The organism is Pandoraea horticolens (assembly GCF_902459555.1).
GTDB lineage: Bacteria > Pseudomonadota > Gammaproteobacteria > Burkholderiales > Burkholderiaceae > Pandoraea > Pandoraea horticolens.
On record NZ_CABPSM010000033.1, the window covers coordinates 1 to 18,909 of the forward strand.

18 protein-coding genes and 2 pseudogenes are annotated in these 18,909 nt (G+C 58.2%); 10 read left to right on the forward strand and 10 right to left on the reverse strand.

The window, feature by feature from the left end:
• The first annotated feature begins 486 nt into the window (after positions 1-486).
• The 7 genes from PHO31112_RS26385 (at position 487) to PHO31112_RS26415 (ending at position 6,265) form a co-directional block, all read left to right on the forward strand.
• Positions 487-1,767 (forward strand): hypothetical protein, encoded by a 1,281-nt coding sequence (locus PHO31112_RS26385; RefSeq protein WP_150624629.1) that lies wholly within the window; start codon positions 487-489, stop codon positions 1,765-1,767.
• Between the two features lie 133 nt (positions 1,768-1,900).
• Positions 1,901-2,479 carry a hypothetical protein gene (locus PHO31112_RS26390; protein ID WP_150624631.1) on the forward strand — a complete coding sequence of 193 codons (579 nt, stop codon included), beginning with the start codon at positions 1,901-1,903 and terminating at the stop codon, positions 2,477-2,479.
• 119 nt (positions 2,480-2,598) lie between these two features.
• A complete protein-coding gene (locus tag PHO31112_RS26395) occupies positions 2,599-2,958 on the forward strand; it encodes a hypothetical protein (RefSeq protein WP_150624633.1) in 360 nt (119 codons plus the stop codon).
• An 8-nt stretch (positions 2,959-2,966) separates the two neighbouring features.
• A complete protein-coding gene (locus tag PHO31112_RS26400; protein ID WP_150624635.1) occupies positions 2,967-4,145 on the forward strand; it encodes a sialidase family protein in 1,179 nt (392 codons plus the stop codon).
• Between the two features lie 144 nt (positions 4,146-4,289).
• Positions 4,290-5,453 (forward strand): glycoside hydrolase, encoded by a 1,164-nt coding sequence (locus PHO31112_RS26405; protein ID WP_150624637.1) that lies wholly within the window; start codon positions 4,290-4,292, stop codon positions 5,451-5,453.
• A gap of 109 nt (positions 5,454-5,562) precedes the next feature.
• On the forward strand, positions 5,563-5,847 hold the full coding sequence (locus PHO31112_RS26410; RefSeq protein ID WP_150624639.1) for a hypothetical protein: 285 nt from the start codon (positions 5,563-5,565) through the stop codon (positions 5,845-5,847).
• Positions 5,848-5,923: 76 nt separating this feature from the next.
• On the forward strand, positions 5,924-6,265 hold the full coding sequence (locus PHO31112_RS26415) for a hypothetical protein (protein ID WP_150624641.1): 342 nt from the start codon (positions 5,924-5,926) through the stop codon (positions 6,263-6,265).
• A gap of 308 nt (positions 6,266-6,573) precedes the next feature.
• On the opposite strand, the pseudogene PHO31112_RS26420 reads toward PHO31112_RS26415, so the two are convergent.
• The 6 genes and pseudogenes from PHO31112_RS26420 to PHO31112_RS26450 form a co-directional block, all read right to left on the reverse strand.
• Positions 6,574-6,951 (reverse strand): annotated as a pseudogene (locus tag PHO31112_RS26420) (IS6 family transposase); the annotation flags it as partial.
• A 560-nt stretch (positions 6,952-7,511) separates the two neighbouring features.
• The gene (locus PHO31112_RS26430) at positions 7,512-7,706 is read right to left on the reverse strand and encodes a YqaE/Pmp3 family membrane protein (RefSeq protein ID WP_052654704.1); all 195 of its coding nucleotides are present in this window, start codon (positions 7,704-7,706) and stop codon (positions 7,512-7,514) included.
• Positions 7,707-7,773: 67 nt separating this feature from the next.
• Positions 7,774-8,136: a type II toxin-antitoxin system PemK/MazF family toxin gene (locus PHO31112_RS26435; protein ID WP_150624643.1), complete on the reverse strand. Its 363-nt coding sequence runs from the start codon at positions 8,134-8,136 to the stop codon at positions 7,774-7,776.
• Positions 8,136-8,390 carry an AbrB/MazE/SpoVT family DNA-binding domain-containing protein gene (locus PHO31112_RS26440; protein ID WP_017234492.1) on the reverse strand — a complete coding sequence of 85 codons (255 nt, stop codon included), beginning with the start codon at positions 8,388-8,390 and terminating at the stop codon, positions 8,136-8,138. Before PHO31112_RS26440 ends, PHO31112_RS26435 begins: the two co-directional genes overlap by 1 nt.
• A 193-nt stretch (positions 8,391-8,583) precedes the next feature.
• Positions 8,584-9,084: a site-specific integrase gene (locus PHO31112_RS27300; protein ID WP_174995902.1), complete on the reverse strand. Its 501-nt coding sequence runs from the start codon at positions 9,082-9,084 to the stop codon at positions 8,584-8,586.
• A 62-nt stretch (positions 9,085-9,146) separates the two neighbouring features.
• Positions 9,147-10,496, reverse strand: coding sequence for a hypothetical protein (locus tag PHO31112_RS26450; protein ID WP_150624645.1), 1,350 nt, complete (start codon positions 10,494-10,496; stop codon positions 9,147-9,149).
• A gap of 618 nt (positions 10,497-11,114) precedes the next feature.
• On the opposite strand from PHO31112_RS26450, the gene PHO31112_RS26455 reads away from it, so the two are divergent.
• Positions 11,115-12,205 (forward strand): IS3 family transposase gene (locus PHO31112_RS26455; RefSeq protein WP_150624647.1). Its coding sequence is split into 2 segments (ribosomal slippage): positions 11,115-11,373 and positions 11,373-12,205, totalling 1,092 coding nucleotides; the frame shifts between segments, so codons are not numbered across the junction.
• Between the two features lie 1,009 nt (positions 12,206-13,214).
• Positions 13,215-14,141 carry a hypothetical protein gene (locus PHO31112_RS26460; RefSeq protein WP_150624649.1) on the forward strand — a complete coding sequence of 309 codons (927 nt, stop codon included), beginning with the start codon at positions 13,215-13,217 and terminating at the stop codon, positions 14,139-14,141.
• A 197-nt stretch (positions 14,142-14,338) separates the two neighbouring features.
• On the opposite strand, the gene PHO31112_RS26465 is transcribed toward PHO31112_RS26460, so the two are convergent.
• From PHO31112_RS26465 to PHO31112_RS26475, 3 genes are all read right to left on the reverse strand, one after another.
• Positions 14,339-15,136 (reverse strand): NEL-type E3 ubiquitin ligase domain-containing protein, encoded by a 798-nt coding sequence (locus PHO31112_RS26465; protein ID WP_174995903.1) that lies wholly within the window; start codon positions 15,134-15,136, stop codon positions 14,339-14,341.
• A 163-nt stretch (positions 15,137-15,299) separates the two neighbouring features.
• On the reverse strand, positions 15,300-15,629 hold the full coding sequence (locus PHO31112_RS26470; protein ID WP_150624653.1) for a hypothetical protein: 330 nt from the start codon (positions 15,627-15,629) through the stop codon (positions 15,300-15,302).
• A 365-nt stretch (positions 15,630-15,994) separates the two neighbouring features.
• Positions 15,995-17,761: a hypothetical protein gene (locus PHO31112_RS26475; RefSeq protein WP_174995904.1), complete on the reverse strand. Its 1,767-nt coding sequence runs from the start codon at positions 17,759-17,761 to the stop codon at positions 15,995-15,997.
• Between the two features lie 291 nt (positions 17,762-18,052).
• On the opposite strand from PHO31112_RS26475, the pseudogene PHO31112_RS26480 reads away from it, so the two are divergent.
• Positions 18,053-18,214 (forward strand): annotated as a pseudogene (locus PHO31112_RS26480) (transposase); the annotation flags it as partial.
• Between the two features lie 71 nt (positions 18,215-18,285).
• Here PHO31112_RS26480 and PHO31112_RS26485 read toward each other — a convergent pair.
• On the reverse strand, positions 18,286-18,549 hold the full coding sequence (locus PHO31112_RS26485; RefSeq protein WP_150624657.1) for a tyrosine-type recombinase/integrase: 264 nt from the start codon (positions 18,547-18,549) through the stop codon (positions 18,286-18,288).
• Between the last annotated feature and the right edge of the window lie 360 nt (positions 18,550-18,909).

The following is an 18,909-nucleotide window of genomic DNA, read 5'->3' on the forward strand; positions in this document are numbered from 1 at the left end:
ACTCCTCCTTTTTCCAAGGGTAAAGTTTGCCGAAAAACTAACGCCCAAGGTGGTCCAGAATTCTCATTGCAGATCACTTTCGGTTAGCCGGGTGAAAAGCCACGCGCTACTTGAGGCGCGCTGGTTTGCTCAGGCCTCCGCAAATCCTCGAATACAGGTTGGCTACCCTATTAACATTACCAGCTTTCGTCTATGTCCTCGTCGTGTAAATTTGATCTCATAGAGAATGATATGAAATGCTAACGATCCGAGTGGCTTCATGCTAGCTGGCGTCGCACGAGTCCGAGCGCAGTCGGGCCTTCACAGCCGGCGGCAGTCGATACCGCATCATCCAGGCGCGAATGCGTGCTTTGCCCCATTCGAGTGCATCTCGCAACGTGCACAGTTTCAAAGGGTGAGCGTCCCAAATGCTGAACGTGCGAGTAAACATTGTGCATATTGAAGTACGGTGACCCACTCCCCCAACCTAGCTGGAGAAGAAGGCTCATGGGCAGAATCAATCAGTACAAGAAAGTCGCGGCAAGTGCCAGTAAGGCTTTCATCATGGCAAGCACGATCCGAAAGCAGGCACCAATACTGATTCCCACAACCGAAAAGTTTTTAGTTTTCTATAAAGAAGAGATGAAATATCTCGAACACATGCGCTACGAGTTTTTTGCCTTAAAAAACTGGAGCAATGAGAGATTCACCAAGGTGACGGGAGAATGGAATAAATTCAACCGCAAGATATTTACGAAATGGCAAAATTACAAATTTATGCCACAGTTTTTATTTTTCTTAGATGGAATAGTTTCTACTGGTGTTATAGAGAAACCCACCAATGAATGGGTAGCACCGGGACTGCGAGCCATAGATCATCTTCGGGGAAAAATCGCCAAATTGGAGTCCATGTGCCTCTACTATCAGACGTTGGTGAATGGCACTCTTTTCGATGCCGACGTAGAGTTTATCCATGAAATGAGAGAACGGCTGTCCCTGGATCTGAATGCTCTCCGTCCGTCGGCCGAAAGCGATGAAGGCTGGGATAATTATTGGAAAAAATCCCACGAGCTGCATACCAAAATAGCAAAAAAAGAGGAAACCCTCCGCATTAGGTCCATCTACTCCGAAAATCGTTATGTCTCGGAATATCAGGATATCTACTATATTCCAGCGGGTTCCAGCTGGTGGCAGAAATTCTGGATCATAAATTTTGGCACACCCGTGACAAGGGTGCGAGTACGAAATAAACGCGAGCCCTTTACGATATTTGCAGCAGCCGCCATGTTTTTGCTGCTTTTGTGCGGCTTTGGAATTCCAGCCACCATCGCATACGCCGTTCATGATGATGACAAAAAAATCAGAAAGGAAATTATTGAAGCTCAGAATGAATTATCCAATCTTGTGTATGTGGGATCAAAAAAACCCGCATACTTTATATATAAATACATTGGACAATGGTCATACATTCTTTCGAATCTTGAAAAAGCCCTCGTCGATACGAATAAACACCTGTCCAAGCTGGTAAAAGTATATCCTGAAAAATTATCCGACATCGACGCGACGCTAGTTTCGCTAAGAAGGATTTTTAAGACCCAGGGAGTGCTATCGGCTTCGCAGGTGAGCACCGTGAAAGAACTTACCAAGAGCCTGAAAGATAATTGGGACTTCGATTTGGTACTGCCAGCACTGAGCATCCAAGGAGGTGATCGAATTGGGTGCATCAAGGTAGAAGAGCCAGAATGGCATGCCGTGGAAAAGGCGGCGGATGGACTTGTCCCAAGCTGACAGCAGCCTCGCGATTCTTTCGCCATTCAGCGCAAAATCCCCCGGTCAGTCGTGCTCGCGTTGGAGAGGCGGCTTTCGAGGAAAGATCAGCAGCGGATGAATTTGCCGAGGTGCCGGCTTGAAGGAGAAGGACATGAGTACAAGCTATATTGGTTTCGTAACGCAATTTCAATTTGGCAGCGCGACTGACAGCTCTGGTCCTATCATATTCAAGCTAACGGATATCAAGGGAAGAGAATATCCTGGCACAATGGAACAGAAAGCCGAGAGTTTTTCCTCCGCCAGTTATGCCATTATCTTTACTAGTGCCCTGATAAATGGTTATCCGATTGAAGTCAGTAGCTACAATAATGACAGCACGTATAACCGTGTTGTCCTGCTCTCACCCGATGCGGCTAAAAACGTCCTCGATCCGGTGTCAACCACTAGCAGCAAAGCGGCGGCAGCAACGAAAAAGCTTGCCGGCGCAGTCACCATGTTCCAGTTCGGCGATGCCGGGACAGCTGGCGCCCTCAAATTCCAGATCGCAGATAAGAAGAACAAGATACATAAAGGTCGCATGCAGTACGATTTTAACGACCCATCATCGTCCGGATTTTCCCTGCTTTTTACCACGGCCATGGTAAATGGTTATGCGGTGGAAGCCGTTTATTCGGACAAGCAGGATAAGGAAATTGTCTGTACCAGTGTCCGCTTGGTCTTCCCAGCGTAAGACACGGCGGAGTGCCGGTACGGATATTCCGATGCCCTGTCCGGCCTAAATGCAAATTCCGACGTACATATCAACGCCGGATGTGAAATGCGCAATGCAATACCTGAATGGAGAGGAATATGAGCACTCCCAGCACCCCTGCCGTCGCGGCGGCGACCACGGTTACCGGCTCGGTAACTGGGTTCCAGTTTGGTGGGCCCGGCACCACCAATACCATCGAGTTCACAGTTACTGATAGCAGCAAGACGGCACACCACGGCGCGATGACAACCAATATTAACGATAAGTCATCGGCCGGTTTCGCCATCGTTTTCACAAACGCCATGGCGAGCGGTTATAAGGTAACCGTTTCTTCCGCGAATGGCACAACGTATGACAGCGTGGCAATGCTACTACCGACCTTGACGCAGACGAGCGTTACCAAGGCCGACGAGACAGACGAGGAAGACGAGGAAGACGAGGAAGACGATCCGCTATAGGAGCGAATATGAGTATCCAGAACCCTACCGCAACGCTGGCGCACGGCGAGGCCGATACGATACCGCAACAGATCAGCGGTACTCAAACAACGAATTCGCCAGCGTTTTCAGCATACAAGCACAAGCTGTGGCTCGCGTACCTGCAGGATTCGAAATACAAGACCGCATCCTTCGATGGGGCCGCGTGGACGGTTGCTTCTGACCCAATCAAGAGCAATTCCCAATCCGGGCCGCCCACGCTGGTTACGTTCAACGGAAAGCTCTACCTCGTGCATATCGCCAGCTCATCTCAAGACCTTTATTGCATGACGTATGACGGCACATCGTGGTCAGCCGACACGTGGATGTTCACAGCAACGGGTATGCCGGCCGAAACGACCGTGGCCGTGGCACTGTTCAAGAAGCAGTTGTATGTTGCTTGGCGTAACGAAAGTGACAATAAGATCGGAATCAATACTTGGAATGGCCAAGGGGCCTGGCCGAATTCCAATCTATCGTTCATCCCGGGTATCGCGACCTTAAAATCGCCCGCCTTGGCTACGTTCAACAAGAAGTTGTTCGTGGTGCATGTGGCTAATGACAGCAGCAATTATATTCACTATAGCCGCTCGACCGACGGGACGACATGGAAAACGCCGGAGGGCGTCATCCAGGATAAGGCAACGAAAGCGTATGCTGCGACGGGTCAGGCCCCCGCAGCGGTGACGTTCGACGGGAAGTTGTGGGTAGCGTATGTGAATGCGTCTAACCAGCTGTCTTTCGCGACCTTCGATGGCACCGCATGGTCGCTTGCGGGAAGCATAACGGAGATCACCATAACGGGTTCTCCAACGCTGGAGGTTTACAACGTAAATGGCAAGCCTAAGCTTTTCTGCGGCGTGCGCGGGTCCGATAACGCAATCTGGTGGTTCTCGGTTGCAGCTGGCGCGGCCAAGAATGTCACAGGCTATGTCAGTAGCTATACGTTCGGCAGTGCCAACGACCCTGCCGAAGTCAGCTTCGAACTGATGAAGGCAAATGGGACCAAGGTCAAGGGCTCTATGGATCCTGTGAGCGATACAGCGTCCACGGGCTTTACTGTCACCTTTGTCACGGCACTTACTAACGGTTACGAGGTGGTCGTGCTCGATTCTCACATCGACTTCGACGAGTACAGTGGCGTGAAAGTGGTCCCACCATTGGTATAAGCAAAGTGGCAGGCGAATACGACGGCCAACTCTACAGCCTTGACCGGCTTAAACGCGGGATGCGCGGGATGTTTACGTAGCCAGCCAGTCCGTAAATAAAGCCAGGCATGGTCGTGACAATGCGGTTCATCGAAGGAAAACAACGTGAGTACTATTACCAGTAACGCGGCGGTTCCGGCGCCGGTCTTTTCGGCGACCGTGCAGATTCCCAAGCTGACGATTAGCGGTTCACCTACGCTCGCATACTTGAACGGGACCTTGTATCTGGCGTATGTAGGCGCGCAAAATATCATTTCGTGTACAGCTTTTGATGGCACGGCATGGTCGAAGTCCGTTAGTACCATTTTCGACGCGGACGCATCGCCGACACTGACGGTATTCAATGACAAGTTGTATCTGATGTTCAAATCTGATGTCGACGGCACTGCCGGCGGCATTCTGTATTCAACAAGCACGGACGGGAAGACCTGGTCGGCGCAATTACAGATCCCCAAGGCCCGGGTTTCGGGTTGGCCCGCTCTGGCCGCGCTCGGGAATACGTTGTACGTAGTGAACCAAGGCGCCGATAACGATGGCACACTGTGGTGCACCACGATCACGACCACGGACACGACCACCTGGTCGTCCAATGTCCAGATTTCGACTGAAAAGATATCGGGGTCGCCGGCGCTGGCGGTGTTCCAGAACGTGCTGTATCTGGTATACGTGCCCAGCGGGAGCGAACAACCTAAATATATGACGAGCTCCGACGGGAAAACCTGGACAACGGCGACCACGATTCCCTGTTTACTTTCAGAGTCACCCGCGCTGGCGGTGTTCAACGGGACGCTGTATTTGGTGTATCAGGGCGCGGCCAGCACCGGCACACGGGGCCAACTCTGGTACTCGGCCTTCGACGGAAAAAGCTGGGGGCCCAGCACCTGGGTCCCCAATACCGTGGAAAATGCGACGCCGGCCCTCGCCGTGTTCCCCGGCATCCCCGATACCCAGGGCACACTTGTCTGCGCGCAAAGCAGGAGCGACGGTACCGTTTACTGGCAAGGCCTGACCGACACAAATGACATCACCGGCTTGGTCACCCAATTCAACGTCGGAACTGCCACCGACCAGAATGCCATTACATTCGAGATCACCGATGACTTTGGTTTTCCGCGCACAGGCACTATGTATTACAACGCGTCGAGCGAGCGATCCGGCAGCTACGGCATTATTTTCTCCACGGCCTTGGCAAATAGCCTTCAGGTACGCGCCCTTTTTTCCACCAATGGCGGTACGTACAGCGGTGTGACGTTGTTCATTCCGACATGACATCCCCGGTCGGCCGCGATATCACGCCTGAGGGATTTTTACGGCAAAGGCCGTATTCAAGTCCCGCAACGAGCTGCAAATTCGCCAGCCATGGCGCAGGAGTATAAAAATGGCCAATCCCGGTCCCGTTGTTGGCTTTGTCGAGGTAGTCGAATTCGGCGGTTCGGACGGCAAAAGCAGCTGTGCTGTTGCCGCTGAACTGCTGGATCTGGACGGCGTCGACAGATACGACAACACCATTAAGGTCAACACAATTTGCTCGTTCGCCATGCTGACCCTGCTTACTACAGCAATGCTCAATGCAAACAGCGTCGAGATTCGAAAGACTAGTCCCGACCCGGACCAGCCCACGTGGTTCGGGGCAGCGATCTATGGCGGACCGCAGTCTGAATAAGCGTTAGTCCTGCGTGCTGCATTCGTTGTACCCGGGCTGGCTCTGAATACCGAATGATCGTTAAAAGAGGGAGCGAATGGTGGATAAAAACGAAGCAGTTTCCGATGAAGCGGTTCCTGATTTTTACTCTGGTAGAGTAACCGCCCTCGATTATTCCCAGACGGGTAGCCCATTTCCTGGGCCGGGCATAAGCGGCCCCTCGTTCGCGATGACAGGTAAATCGGGCGGAATAGCCGTCCTGAGCGTCGGGGTCAATAATGCGTCATCAACGGCCTTGACTTTTATGCTTTCAACAGCCCTCCTGTACAGCCCAGAGGGAGTCCAGGTAGGGGGTGTTGCCACGATTGGTTTTGGTCACATCCAGGGTGTCTCTTTGTTTGCAAAACCTCCAAAATACATATTGGTGCCGGAGAAATGACAACCGGATGCGGTCCTTTGCACTGACGCTGCTACGCCCGAAACGACGGCTTGCGCCGACCAAGGCGAATCCTGCATGGGCTCATGGACCTGTTGACCGCAATCCTCGACAGCAACGAGGACTTCGTCGGGTGCTGTCAGGTTGTTCGGTAGCCGTACGAGGAAGGGCAAGGTGAGCCCGCCAGCGATTCGCTTACGTGGCCAATCGAGCGCACGATGCCCGCTCCTAGGCCGCCTGCGCCTGGGAACGGGCCACGCGCTTGCGTTTCGCATCCCGATGATAGCGGCAGCCCATGAACAGATTGGAAACTGGCCGTGCACGGACGCGAATCGCTGCAGTTGACACGCCGATTTGAAACGGCGCATCACCTTCTCGCGCACCCGAGTCGGTTGGTGCGAATTCTCGGCGCGGTTATTCAGCCCCTTGTGCTGCCGGTGCTCGACACTCAGGCCGAGTGCGGTGTTGGCCGCCGCGTAGCTGCGCAATTTGTCCGTCACGATGACGCGCGGGCGGCCGTGGCGCTTGAGCAGCTTGCGCATCAGTCGCTTGGCCGCCGTGGTGTCGCGCTGGCGCTGAACCAGGACATCAAGCACGGCGCCGTGTTGATCTACGGCTCGCCAGAGCCAATGCTTCACGCCGCGAATGGTCACCGCGACCTCGTCAAGGTGCCATTTGTCACCGCGGCTCGAGGCCGTGGAACGGATGCTGTCAAACGAACTAAAGTTGGTACGAATTTCCACTAAAGTTGCGACTTTGGGGTTTCGACAATGGAATCCGGTTGGGATGGCCTTGTGTGGCGCGGGTTTCCGTCGAATTGACATAAAGATGCGACTTTGCATGGGGGCGGAGTTTTGGCCTGTCGCGCCGAGCTTGCCACGTCTCAATCAAGAATCTCGAGCCCGTTTTCGGTGCACCATCGCCTCAGTGCCATTTCGACGGCGTTGGCCTCGAACGCATGCCATCGTTCCAGGACACCTTTGCGCGCAAGCAACTCCTTAAAGCGCGCGTAAGCCCCTTGCCGCCGGAAAAATCCTTCGACCTGGCGTAGACCGTATTAAAATTGTCACTATTTCGTCAATAAAAGTGTCACTTCCGGCCAGCCGAACCGCCTATACCGCTGCAAACGGAGCAGTGCCCAAGTCAATACACCAGCCGTCCGGTGACGCGACACCACAGCAGGCACCGCTTCCTTCACAGCTGCATCAGCGGCAAATAGCGGATCCATTCAATCTCCCCTTTTTCCTCGTTACCCGCGATTGGCCAAGGCGCGCTCGATTTTCTTGTCGGTCTTGTACTGGCTCAGCGCATACACAGACCAGATCGCAGCCGGAATCCAACCGATGATCGTGAGTTGGAGAAGTAAGCAGATGATCCCTGCGAAGGGACGCCCGATCGTGAAAAATTGAAGCCAAGGCAAAATCAACGCAAGCAGCAGACGCATGTAGTTCCTCTTACGATTCCAGTGCCGACTTCCGGCCGGTTCGGGGCGTTTCACGCCAGGGAATCCCTCACTCGCAGATCGAAATGATCTGGTTCAATTGCTCACACGCGGCCAAGAAAACCTCCTGCGGCGCTTGCTTCCAAGGATGCGGCTTGGCGCCGCGCGCCCGCCAGTCGAAGGACTTCGGCTGATGCCCCAAGACGTAGCTGGTGACGTTCTTCGGACCCTTGAACTTGATAGCGAACGGATTGGTGTCGTTGTACTCCGCCGTCGTCATAGGGAGGCCAATGACGATGCTGGTTGTCTCGTTAAACGCTCTAGGCGACAGGACAAGCATCGGATGCATATTCTTCATTTCTCGACCGACCTGTGGATTGCAGTCGATCCAGATGATGTCGCCGCGATCCGGTGCCCAAACGACCTTCGACATCAAAAAGCCTCCGCGCCAACAGGGGATGCTGCCATAGCTTCTCCGCCATGCTTCGACAGGTCGAACTTGGCGAGCTTTTCAGCAAGGGTAAGCTTCCGCGGGCCGACAGGCTTCACGGTGACGCCAACCTCATCGGTTGTCACCTCCACCTCGAGACCCACCTCGAAGTGCGCAGAGCGCGCGACTGCGGCAGGAATCCGTACCGCCAAGCTGTTTCCCCATTGCTGAATAGTCAGCGTTGCCGTCTTTGCCATGATGATTTACCTCCATTACGTATCTACAAGTATAGACACAAATTTTCTTTGTTTCAACATGTATCAACCTCCGGCATTATCGATCAGTGGCGAACATTTCTTCTAGTCCCCGCACTGCTTCGAGAAATTCGCGCTCCGTCACTTCAAGGTACGGAGAAACGTGATCGAGGTGGGATTTTGTAAGTGGTTGGTATCAGAATCGAATGTTCCTGCGCCAAAAGACGACTGGCAAAGGTGCGCCGTCCCGAATGACTGCTGTAACCCTTTTACCCAGACCAGTTGTGCGATACAGGACGATCACATAGCTCTGCGAGCTGTCGGCTGCGAGGTACTCGGCCTGCTCCCCGACGTCGTTCGTCCGGCGCTTCGTGCTCAGCTCGTAGCGGCTCCGCTTGTGCGTCAGTACCAGCGACGTGTACGACATCAGGCCACGCCATTTCCGGCGATCCATCGCCGTGGCTTTGCCGCGCACCCATCGCCGTTCGACGTAACGATCGAGCGCGGCGAGTACTTTCGGATGGCTCAGGTACACACAGCGCTGACGACAGCCTTTCGTGATTGCAGCCCGCAGGCTTACTTCTTCTCGAATCAGGCCGGAGGGCTGGAACACGTCTGCCACTTCGATGCGGGAAATCTCGGAGATCCGCATCCCACGGGTGAAGCCCCGCAAGCCGCCTTCGGGCGGCTTTTGCATCGTCGTCAGGGGTTTTCGCCAGCCGGTTTTCCGACCAGACAGTCCGCGAGACAACCTGCGGCTCACATCGGCCCCGCGCCATCCTTGCGGAGCCGGTCCTCGGCGCGCTTCGTCAACGTGCCGTCTACACGCAGGTAATTTCTCAGCGCGCCAGACGCGACGCCGTACTGCCTGGCCACGCCGTCAAGCCCGCCCGCCTTACCAATCCCTTGCTCGCCGAGGCGCTGCCACTCCCGCAACATCTCGAGGGTGACTTCCCCGCCAGGCGGGTTGAGCCGATCCTCGGCGCGCTTCTTCAGCGTGCCGTCTGCGCGCAGGTAATTTTTCAGCGCGCTGGACGCGACGCCGTATTGCCTGGCCACGCCGTCAAGCCCCCCCGCCTCATCCATCCCTTGCTTGCCGAGACGCTGCCATTCCCGCAACATCTCGAGGGTGACTTCCGTGCCAGACGGGGTGAGCCGATCCTCGGCGGGCTTCGTCAGCGTGCCGTCTGCGCGCAGATAATTTTTCAGCGTCTTGGACACGACGCCGTACTTCCTAGCTACGCCGTCAAGTCCCCCCGCCTGACCAATCCCTTGCTTGCCGAGACGCTGCCACTCCCGCAACATCGCGAGGGTGATGTCCGTGCCAGGCGGGTTGAGCCGGTCCTCGGCAGGCTTCGCCAGCGTGCCGTCTGCACGCAGATAATATTTCAGCGCGCTGGACGCGACGCCGTACTGCCCTGCCACGCCGTCAAGTCCCCCCGCCTCATCCATCCCTTGCTTGCCGAGACGCTGCCACTCCCGCAACATCTCGAGGGTGATGTCCGTGCCAGGCGGGTTGAGCCGATCCTCGGCAGACTTCGTCAGCATGCCGTCTGAGCGCAGATAATGTTTCAGCGTGCTGGACGCGACACCGTACCGCCTGGCCACGCCGTCAAGCCCCCCTGCCTTACCTATCCCCTGCTTGCCGAGGTGCTGCCACTCCCGCAACATCTCGAGGGTGACTTCCTTGCCAGGCGGGTTGAGCCGGTCCTCGGCGCGCTTCGTCAGCGTGCCGTCTGCACGCAGGTAAACTTTCAGCACGGCAGACGCGACGCCGTACTGCCTGGCCACGCCGTCAAGCCCGCCCGCCTCATCAATCCCTTGCTCGCCGAGGTGCTGCCATTCCCGCAACATCTCGATCGTGACTTCCGTGCCAGGCGGGTTGAGTCGGTCCTCGGCGCGCTTCATCAGCGTGCCGTCTGCACGCAGGTAATTTTTCAGCGCGCTGGACGCGACGCCGTACTGCCTGGCCACGCTGTCAAGCCCGCCCGCCTCATCAATCCCTTGTTCGCCGAGGCGCTGCCACTCCCGCAACATCTCGAGGGTGACCGTCGCTCTGCCGCGCCCCGTGCCAGTTTCTTTGCGGAGGATTTGGGCCGGCGGAGGCATTAAACCAGCACCTCTCCCGCTGTCTGCGTCCCGTGGCGCTACGCGCTTTCGATGGCAACCGCCGGCATGCAGCCCCGGAGTTTCGGGGTGCGGCGATCGTTGGGCCCAGGTCGACGGCACGCCAGAGAACGCATCGATATGCGACGCCGGTACCCCTTGCATGTCCAGCACTGCGTCAAGTATTGACGGTGTTGCGGGGGAAGGCGGGAGTTCCAGCCAGCTCGACAGCATGCCGGATGACTCACTGGCCTGATACACCGCGCGCACGCTGGCGGTCAGCGTAGTCGGCGGCTGTGCGCTCTGTTGGGACGGTGCTGAGGTGGATGCAGCCACTGGGGGCTGGAGGCGCTGAGCCTCTGCGCTGGAAACGGGAAGCATGGCGTTGCCTGATGGAAGTTCTTGTTCGCGATGCGCCTGCCATCGCCAGAAGGCCCATTGTGGGCAGTCTCACTGTGACATAAGCTCGCCATCGGCACTTGCATGATTCGCTCACTGGGGTAATGACCCCATAGCTGCCAAACCTGCGCGATGGAGCCTGTCAGATTTTTAGTGCGACGTCTCCCCCGATTTGAGTAGCGCGGCGATTTAGAGTCCAATCACGTAGTCAGGAGATTGGACATGAAGAAGCGATTCACCGAAGAACAGATCATTGGCTTCCTGAGGGAAGCTGAGACTGGCATCCCGGTCAAGGATTTATGCCGTCGGCATGGTTTCTCGGAGGCCAGCTACTACCTCTGGCGCAGCAAGTTTGGTGGCATGAGCGTGCCGGACGCGAAGCGATTGAAGGAGTTGGAAGCCGAGAATGCCCGGCTGAAGAAGCTGCTGGCGGAATCGCTGCTGGAAAACGAAGTCACTCGCGAGGCATTGCGAAAAAAGTGGTGAGCGCACCATCTCGCCGGGAGTTGGTGCGCTATATGAGCGAGCGGGGCTTGAGCGAACGCCGAGCCTTGCGGGTAATCGGCATGAGCGCCAGCGCCTATCGTTATCGACCGGCCCCGGACCGGAACGTGGCTTTGCGAGCACAGATCGTGGCGCGGGCTCAGCGGCATCGCCGTTACGGTTCGGGAATGATTTATCTGAAGCTGCGCCAGTCAGGGCAGGCGGTCAATCACAAGCGGGTCGAGCGCCTGTATGCGGAAGAGAAATTGCAGGTGCGTCGCCGCAAGCGAAAGAAAGTACCCGTCTCAGATCGCCAGCCGTTGGGGCGGCCGTCGGCGGCCAATCAGGTCTGGTCGATGGATTTCGTGTTCGACCGAACCGCCGAAGGCCGTGTGATCAAGAACCTGACGGTGGTTGATGATGCAACGCATGAGGCGGTCGCCATCGTGCCGGAGCGGGCAATCAGCGGAAATGGACTGACGCGCATTCTGGATCGAGTGGCATTGCATCGTGGTCTGCCACAGGCAATTCGCACTGACAACGGCAAGGAATTTTGCGGGCGTGCGATGCTGAACTGGGCGCACGTACGAGGTGTGAAGCTATTCCTGATTGAGCCAGGCAAGCCGAACCAGAACGCCCACATCGAATCGTTCAACGGGCGATTTCGGGATGAATGCCTTAACGAGCACTGGTTCACCAGTTTGTCGCACGCAAAGGTCGTGATCGAATCCTGGCGGCGGGAGTACAACGAGGAGCGACCGAAGAAATCACTGGGCGGATTAACCCCAGCAGCGTATGCCCAGATACTGGCAGGAAAGCAGTTACATTAACCCTCGGACTCTAAAGCCTGGTGCTACTGAATACGGGGGGACGTCGACTGCTCGATGTCGGCGAGCACCTCGTCGGTGACCGTGGAGATCAGATCGAGCGGTACCTGTCTTGCTCTTCTTGGTCACTGTTGCATCGGTCATAGGACGTTAGTTCCGTTATCGTCGCATGACCTCGGCACACTAAAAATCTGACAGGCTCCATCGCGCACGTTCGGCAGCTATGGGGTCACTACCCCAGTGAGCGATTCATGCAAGTGCCGATGGCGCGCTTGTGTAACAGTGAGACTGCCCACAATGGGCCATCCGGCGATGGCAGGCGCATCGTGAACAAGAACTTCCATCAGGCAACGCCATGCTTCCCGTTTCCGGCGCAGAGGTTCAGCGCCTCCAGCCCCCAGTGGCTGCATCAACCTCAGCACCACTCCGACGGAGCGCACAGCCGCCAACTACGCTGAGCGCCAGCGTGCGTGCGGTGTATCAGGCTGGTGAGTCATCCGGCATGCCGTCGAGCTCGCTGGAACTCCCGTCTCCCCCCGCAACACCAGCAATACTTGACGCAGTGCTGGACATGCAAGGGGTACCGGCGTTGCATACCTACGCGTTCTCTGGTATGCCGCCGAGTCCGCTTCAACACCCGTCTCGCCCCCCAACAGCAGCAATACTTGACGCGGTGCTGGACATGCAAGGGGTACCGGCGTTGCATACCTACGCGTTCTCTGGCATGCCGCCGAGTCCGCTTCAACATCCGTCTCGCCCCCCAACAGCAGCAATACTTGACGCGGTACTGGACATGCAAGGGATACCGGCTTTGCGTACCGATGCGTTCTCTGGCATGCCGCCGACCTCAGGCCAACGATCGCTGCACCCCGAAACTCAGGGGCTGCATGCCAGCGACAGCGATCGAAAGCGCGTGGCGCCACAGAACGCAGGCAGTCGCAGCGATGCGCATTTAATGCCTCCGCCGGCCCAAATCCTCCGCAAAGAAACTGGCACGGGGCGCGGGAGAGCGATGGTCACTATCGGGATGTTGCGGGAATGGCAGCGTCTCGGTAAGCAAGGGATTGATGAGGCGGGGGGGCTTGACGGCCTGGCCAGACAGTACGGCGTCGCGTCTGGTGCGCTGAGAATTTACCTGCGTGCAGACGGCACGCTGACGAAGCGCGCCGAGGACCGGCTCAACCCGCCGGGCACGGACATCACCCTCGAGATGTTGCGGGAGTGGCAGAACCTCGGCGAGCAGAGGATCGATGAGGCGGGCGGACTTGACGGCCTGGCCAGGCAGTACGGCGTCGCGTCTGGCGCGCTGAAACATTATCTGCGTGCAGACGGCACGCTGACGAAGCGCGCCGAGGACCGGCTCAACCCGCCTGGCACGGACATCACCCTCGAGATGTTACGAGAGTGGCAGCACCTCGGTAAGCAGGGGATTGATGAGGTGGGGGGGCTCGACGGCGTGGCCAGGCAGTACGGCGTTGTGTCCAAGACGCTGAAACATTATCTGCGTGCAGACGGCACGCTGACGAAGCCGGCCGAGGACCGGCTCAACCCGCCTGGCACGGACATCACCCTCGAGATGTTGCGGGAGTGGCAGCGTCTCGGCAAGCAAGGGATGGATGAGGCGGGGGGACTTGACGGCCTGGCTAGGCAGTACGGCGTCGTGTTTGGCACGCTGAAAAATTACCTGCGTGCAGACGGCACGCTGACGAAGCGCGCCGAGGACCGGATCAACCCGCCGGGCGCGGAAATCACCCTTGAGATGTTGCGGGAGTGGCAGCACCTCGGCAAGCAGGGGATTGGTAAGGCGGGCGGACTTGACGGCGTGGCCAGGCAGTACGGCGTCGCGTCTGGCGCGCTGAAAAATTACCTGCGTGCAGACGGCACGCTGACGAAGCCCGCCGAGGACCGGCTCCGCAAGCATAGCGTGGGGCCGATGTGAACCGCAGGTTGTCTCGCGGACTGTCTGGTCGGAAAACCGGCTGGCGAAGGCCTCTGACCGCCCGTGCTTGGCTGACGTTGACCGGTGCCGGTGCTGTCACCGGTTGCCAGCCATGATCCGGTCCATGAGCGCCTCCTCACCCCGCTTGCGCAAGAACTCCCGAGTGAGCTCTTTATAGACCGCCAACTGCTGTGCCTTCATGATGCCGACCCCAGCCTGTGCCTGCGTATCGTGATCTTCCGGCAGACCAAAACCGGCCAGCCGCGCCACCATTTCCTGCTCATATCGGGGGAGCATGTCCTGCAATTTTTGATGGGCTCGCTCAATTCCCTCAGGATCCAACCGCGCCAACACCTGCTGCCAAGGCGCCCATTCCACCAGGAAATATTGAGGGAACTCCGCGGACTCTCGAGCGCGAACCTCTTGTTCGGCGTCACCCCTGCGACATGGAAGAAGCGCATGTTTGCGATGTCAGTGGGCAATTCCAGCCGGTCGCGCAACTGGACCTGATAGGCCAGGTAGACTTCGATTTCGTCAACCAGCGATAACGTTTGGGCTTTCTGGCGGGCGATCTTCTCCAGCGCGTCCAAGCGAAATGCGCCGCGCCCACGGTCGACGATCTCGTCGAGCCTGGCATCGCACTCGCCACGGGTGACGGCGTGCGCATGGCTGAGTTTCGTCAGGGTGTTATAAGTGAGCGCGCCCCGATCCTCACAGGACTCGGTGGCCCCTTGAACAACCTGGAAGGCCAGTTGGCGAAGCTCCTCATCCTGGGCGAGCTTGGATAGCCAACTGGCGACCGCCGTCTTGAAGTCAGCGTTGTAGTTGACGGATGCTTTCAAACGGTCCAGAAACAGAGAGAACGCTGCCGCGTGCGCTTCCTTGCTGTGCATCCGCCATTGGTCCACCTGCGCCTGTTCATCGTTGGCGAACCAGTCCCGAACCGCTTCGGGAAGCGGGCGCGCCGCTGCGATGCTCACGCCGGCAGTCGCCATGGAGAAGTGGATCCGAGGCCCGCTGTATCCTGGTGCCGATGTGGCCGCACGCAGTCGTTGCAGGTAGGCAGGCGAGAACGAGTTGCTTTCAACAAATACCTGACCACTGTATGGCATGCTTAACACGCTTGGCGGCAGGCGGGTCAACTGGTTGCGTCTCACGTTAAGCCCTGTGAGGCTTGCAGGCAGTTCCGGCAGCTCGACGTGAGACCCGCTCTGGCAATTCGGGCAGACACTCCAACCCTAGGCGACGCAAATCCAGTTTGCCGTTGCCGTTGGCCATATTGAGAATCTTGACCTTCACGATCGCGCGGCCTTCGTCGTTCGGCGGCGCGATAGCCACCCATGCGCATAGCGCAGACCGGTAGAGCTCATCAATGCCGTTGTCATGTCCTCCGCGCCACTCAGGCAAGCTTCCGATCAGTTCGCTCAGGAGGTCGTGCGCGTCCACGTGAGTATCCAGCGTGGCCAGCACGTCACGGGCGAGTTGCACATGACACGCGGCAACTCTCGCTTCGGCTGAGAGTGTGGGGGCTGACAGATGGTGCTACTAATCCTGAATCTCCTTCGTCAGGATTCTGCTCGAACGGCAACGGCTCGCCGCTCAAAACAATTCTCAGCGCGGTAGACGCGACGCCGTACTGCGTGGCCACGCCGTCAAGCCCCCCCGCTCTGTCAACTCCCTGCTTACCGAGGCGCTGTCACTCCCGCAACATCTCGAGGGTGATGTCCTTGCCAGGCGGGTTGATCCGGTCCTCGGCGCGCTTCGTCAGCGTGCCGTCTGCGCGCAGGTAATTTTTCAGCGTGCTGGACGCGACGCCGTACTACCCGGCCACGCCGTCAAGCCCCCCAGCCTTGTCACCCCCCCAGCTTGCCGAGGCTATGCCACTCTCGCAACATCTCGGGGGTGATGTCCGTGCCCGGCGGGTTGAGCCGGTTCTCGGCGAGCTTCGTCAGCGTGCCGTCTGCGCGCAGATAATTTTTCAGCGCGCCAGACGCGACGCCGTACCACCTGGCCACGCCGTCAAGTCCCCCCGCCTTATCTATCCCCTGCTTACCGAGGTGCTGCCACTCTCGCAACATCTCGGGGGTGATGTCCGTGCCCGGCGGGTTGAGCCGGTCCTCGGCGCGCTTCGTCAGCGTGCCGTCCGGACGCAGGTAAGCTTTCAGCGAGGCAGACGCGACGCCGTACTGCGTGGCCACGCCGTCAAGCCCTCCCGCCTCATCCATCCCTTGCTTACCGAGGTGCTGCCACGCTCGCAACATATCGAGGGTGATTTCCGTGCCCGGCGGATTGAGCCGGTCCTCGGCGGGTTTCGTCAGCATGCCGTCTGCACGCAGGTAAATTTTCAGCGCACCAGACGTGACGCCGTACTGCCTGGCCACGCCGTCAAGCCCTCCCGCCTCACCAATCCCCTGCTTGCCGAGGTGTTGCCACGCTCGCAACATCTCGAGGGTGATTTCCGTGCCCGGCGGGTTGAGCCGGTCCTCGGCGGACTTCGTCAGCGTGCCGTCTGCACGCAGGTAATGTTTCAGTGCGCCAACCGAGACATTGTCCCGCCTGGCCACGCCGTCAAGTCCCCCCGCCTCATCCATCCCTTGCTTGCCGAGGCGCTGCCACTCCCGCAACATCTCGAGGGTGATTTCCGTGCCCGGCGGGTTGAGCCGGTCCTCGGCGCGCTTCGTCAGCGTGCCGTCCGGACGCAGGTAATTTTTCAGCGCAACAGACCCGACGCCGTACTGCGTGGCCACGCCGTCAAGCCCCCCCGCCTTATCTATCCCCTGCTTACCGAGGTGCTGCCACGCTCGCAACATCTCAAGGGTGATGTCCGTGCCCGGCGGGTTGAGCCGGTCCTCGGCACGCTTCGTCAGCGTGCCGTCTGCACGCAGATAATGTTTCAGCGCGGCCAATGCGACGCCGTACTGCCTAGCCACGCCGTCAAGCCCGCCCGCCTCATCAATCCTTTGCTTGCCGAGGTGCTGCCATCCCCGCAACATCTCGGTGGTGACCGCCGCTCTCGCGCGCCCCGTACCAGTTTCTTTGCGGAGGATTTGAGCCGGCGGAGGCATTAAATCAGCATCGCTGCGACTGCCTGCATCCTGTGGCGCTACGCGCTTTCGATGGCAACCACTGGCATGCAGCCCCTGAGTTTCGGGGTGCAGCGATCGTTGGGCCGAGGTCGACGGCATGCCAGAGAACACACCGGCATGCGACGCCAGTATCCCTTGCATGTCCAGCACCGCGTCAAGTATTGCTGCTGTTGGGGGGCGAGACGGATGTTGAAGCGGACTCGGCGGCATGCCAGAGAACGCGTAGGTATGCAACGCCGGTATCCCTTGCATGTCCAGCACCGCGTCAAGTATTGCTGCTGTTGAGGGGCGAGATGGATGTTGAAGTGGACTCGGCGGCATGCCATACAGCGCGCCGGCATGCGACGCCGGTACCCCTTGCATGTCCAGCACCGCGTCAAGCATTGCTGGTGTTGCGGGGGGAGACGGGAGTTCCAGCCAGTTCGGCGGCATGCCGGATGACTCACCGGCCTGATACACCACACGCACGCTGGCGGCCAGCGTAGTTGGCGGCTGTGCGCTCCGTCGGAGTGGTGCTGAGGTTGATGCAGCCACTGGGGGCTGGAGGCGCTGAGCCTCTGCGCTGGAAACGGGAAGCATGGCGTTGCCTGATGGAAGTTCTTGTTCGCGATGCGCCTGCCATCGCCAGAAGGCCCATTGTGGGCAGTCTCACTGTGACATAAGCTCGCCATCGGCACTTGCATGATTCGCTCACTGGGGGTAATGACCCCATAGCTGCCGAACGTGCGCGATGGAGCCTGTCAGATTTTTAGTGTGCCGAGGTCATGAGACGATAACGGAACTAATGTCCTATGACCGATGCAACAGTGACCAAGAAGAGCAAGACAGGTACCGCCCGATCTGATCTCCACGGTCACCGACGAGGTGCTCGCCGACGTCGAGCAGTGGCAGCAACGCCCGCTCGAGGCCATGTATCCGATCGTGTTCTTTGACGCACTGCGACTGAAGAACCGCGACAAGAACAAGGCGGTCTATTTGGCGCTGGGTACCCGACAGGCCCGCGCACGTAGATGCTAACGAGGCGCGACGGCAGGAAGCGCCATCGCTAGTTTGTAGGCCTAGCTGCCGAACACCTTGTCCATGTCGGCGGCCCGCCGGCGCTTCTCCGGATGCAGGTATTTCGAGGTGGTCGCGATGCTCGCGTGTCCCATCAGTTTCTGCACGACTTCGAGCGCGGCGCCGTGCTCGAGCGCATGAGTGCCGAACGTATGACGCAGCCAGTGCCCCTGTAGGCACTGGCGCCGAACTCGAAAGTGCGACCGACGTTTGGGGTTCTTGAACTTGCACTGGAACGAACCCCACAGGATCGTACTCACCCGCACGTAACGATCGGCGCCACTTGAACACCAGGTTGGCGTTTAGTCCTCGCTCCATCGCTAAACGTGCCACCGACACGCCCGGCTCGTTGGCTAACTTGGCGATCTCGCGTCGAAAATCGATCGGATGATTCGGCACGCCCTTGCGGCCAACTTTCTTCGGTCCTTCTGTTGCCAAAGTAGTCCCCACCACTTCAAGTAGTGCACACCACTTTGAACACTTAACCTCGCCTCGTACAGACGGTACTCTTCAGGCCCTTACGGTGATGACGTTCAACGAACTGGATCTCGCACTACGTGGCGTGGCCGTTGGCCGTCGCAACTATCTGTTCGCTGGCGCGGACTCCGGCGGTGAACGGGCGGCCA

Coding starts and splice junctions, on each gene's coding strand:
- PHO31112_RS26385 (WP_150624629.1), top strand. CDS start 487: ATGGGCAGAATCAATCAGTACAAGAAAGTCGCGGCAAGTGCCAGTAAG.
- PHO31112_RS26390 (WP_150624631.1), top strand. CDS start 1,901: ATGAGTACAAGCTATATTGGTTTCGTAACGCAATTTCAATTTGGCAGC.
- PHO31112_RS26395 (WP_150624633.1), top strand. CDS start 2,599: ATGAGCACTCCCAGCACCCCTGCCGTCGCGGCGGCGACCACGGTTACC.
- PHO31112_RS26400 (WP_150624635.1), top strand. CDS start 2,967: ATGAGTATCCAGAACCCTACCGCAACGCTGGCGCACGGCGAGGCCGAT.
- PHO31112_RS26410 (WP_150624639.1), top strand. CDS start 5,563: ATGGCCAATCCCGGTCCCGTTGTTGGCTTTGTCGAGGTAGTCGAATTC.
- PHO31112_RS26415 (WP_150624641.1), top strand. CDS start 5,924: ATGGTGGATAAAAACGAAGCAGTTTCCGATGAAGCGGTTCCTGATTTT.
- PHO31112_RS26430 (WP_052654704.1), bottom strand. CDS start 7,706: ATGCGTCTGCTGCTTGCGTTGATTTTGCCTTGGCTTCAATTTTTCACG.
- PHO31112_RS26435 (WP_150624643.1), bottom strand. CDS start 8,136: ATGTCGAAGGTCGTTTGGGCACCGGATCGCGGCGACATCATCTGGATC.
- PHO31112_RS26440 (WP_017234492.1), bottom strand. CDS start 8,390: ATGGCAAAGACGGCAACGCTGACTATTCAGCAATGGGGAAACAGCTTG.
- PHO31112_RS27300 (WP_174995902.1), bottom strand. CDS start 9,084: ATGCAAAAGCCGCCCGAAGGCGGCTTGCGGGGCTTCACCCGTGGGATG.
- PHO31112_RS26450 (WP_150624645.1), bottom strand. CDS start 10,496: ATGCCTCCGCCGGCCCAAATCCTCCGCAAAGAAACTGGCACGGGGCGC.
- PHO31112_RS26460 (WP_150624649.1), top strand. CDS start 13,215: ATGGTCACTATCGGGATGTTGCGGGAATGGCAGCGTCTCGGTAAGCAA.
- PHO31112_RS26465 (WP_174995903.1), bottom strand. CDS start 15,136: ATGGCGACTGCCGGCGTGAGCATCGCAGCGGCGCGCCCGCTTCCCGAA.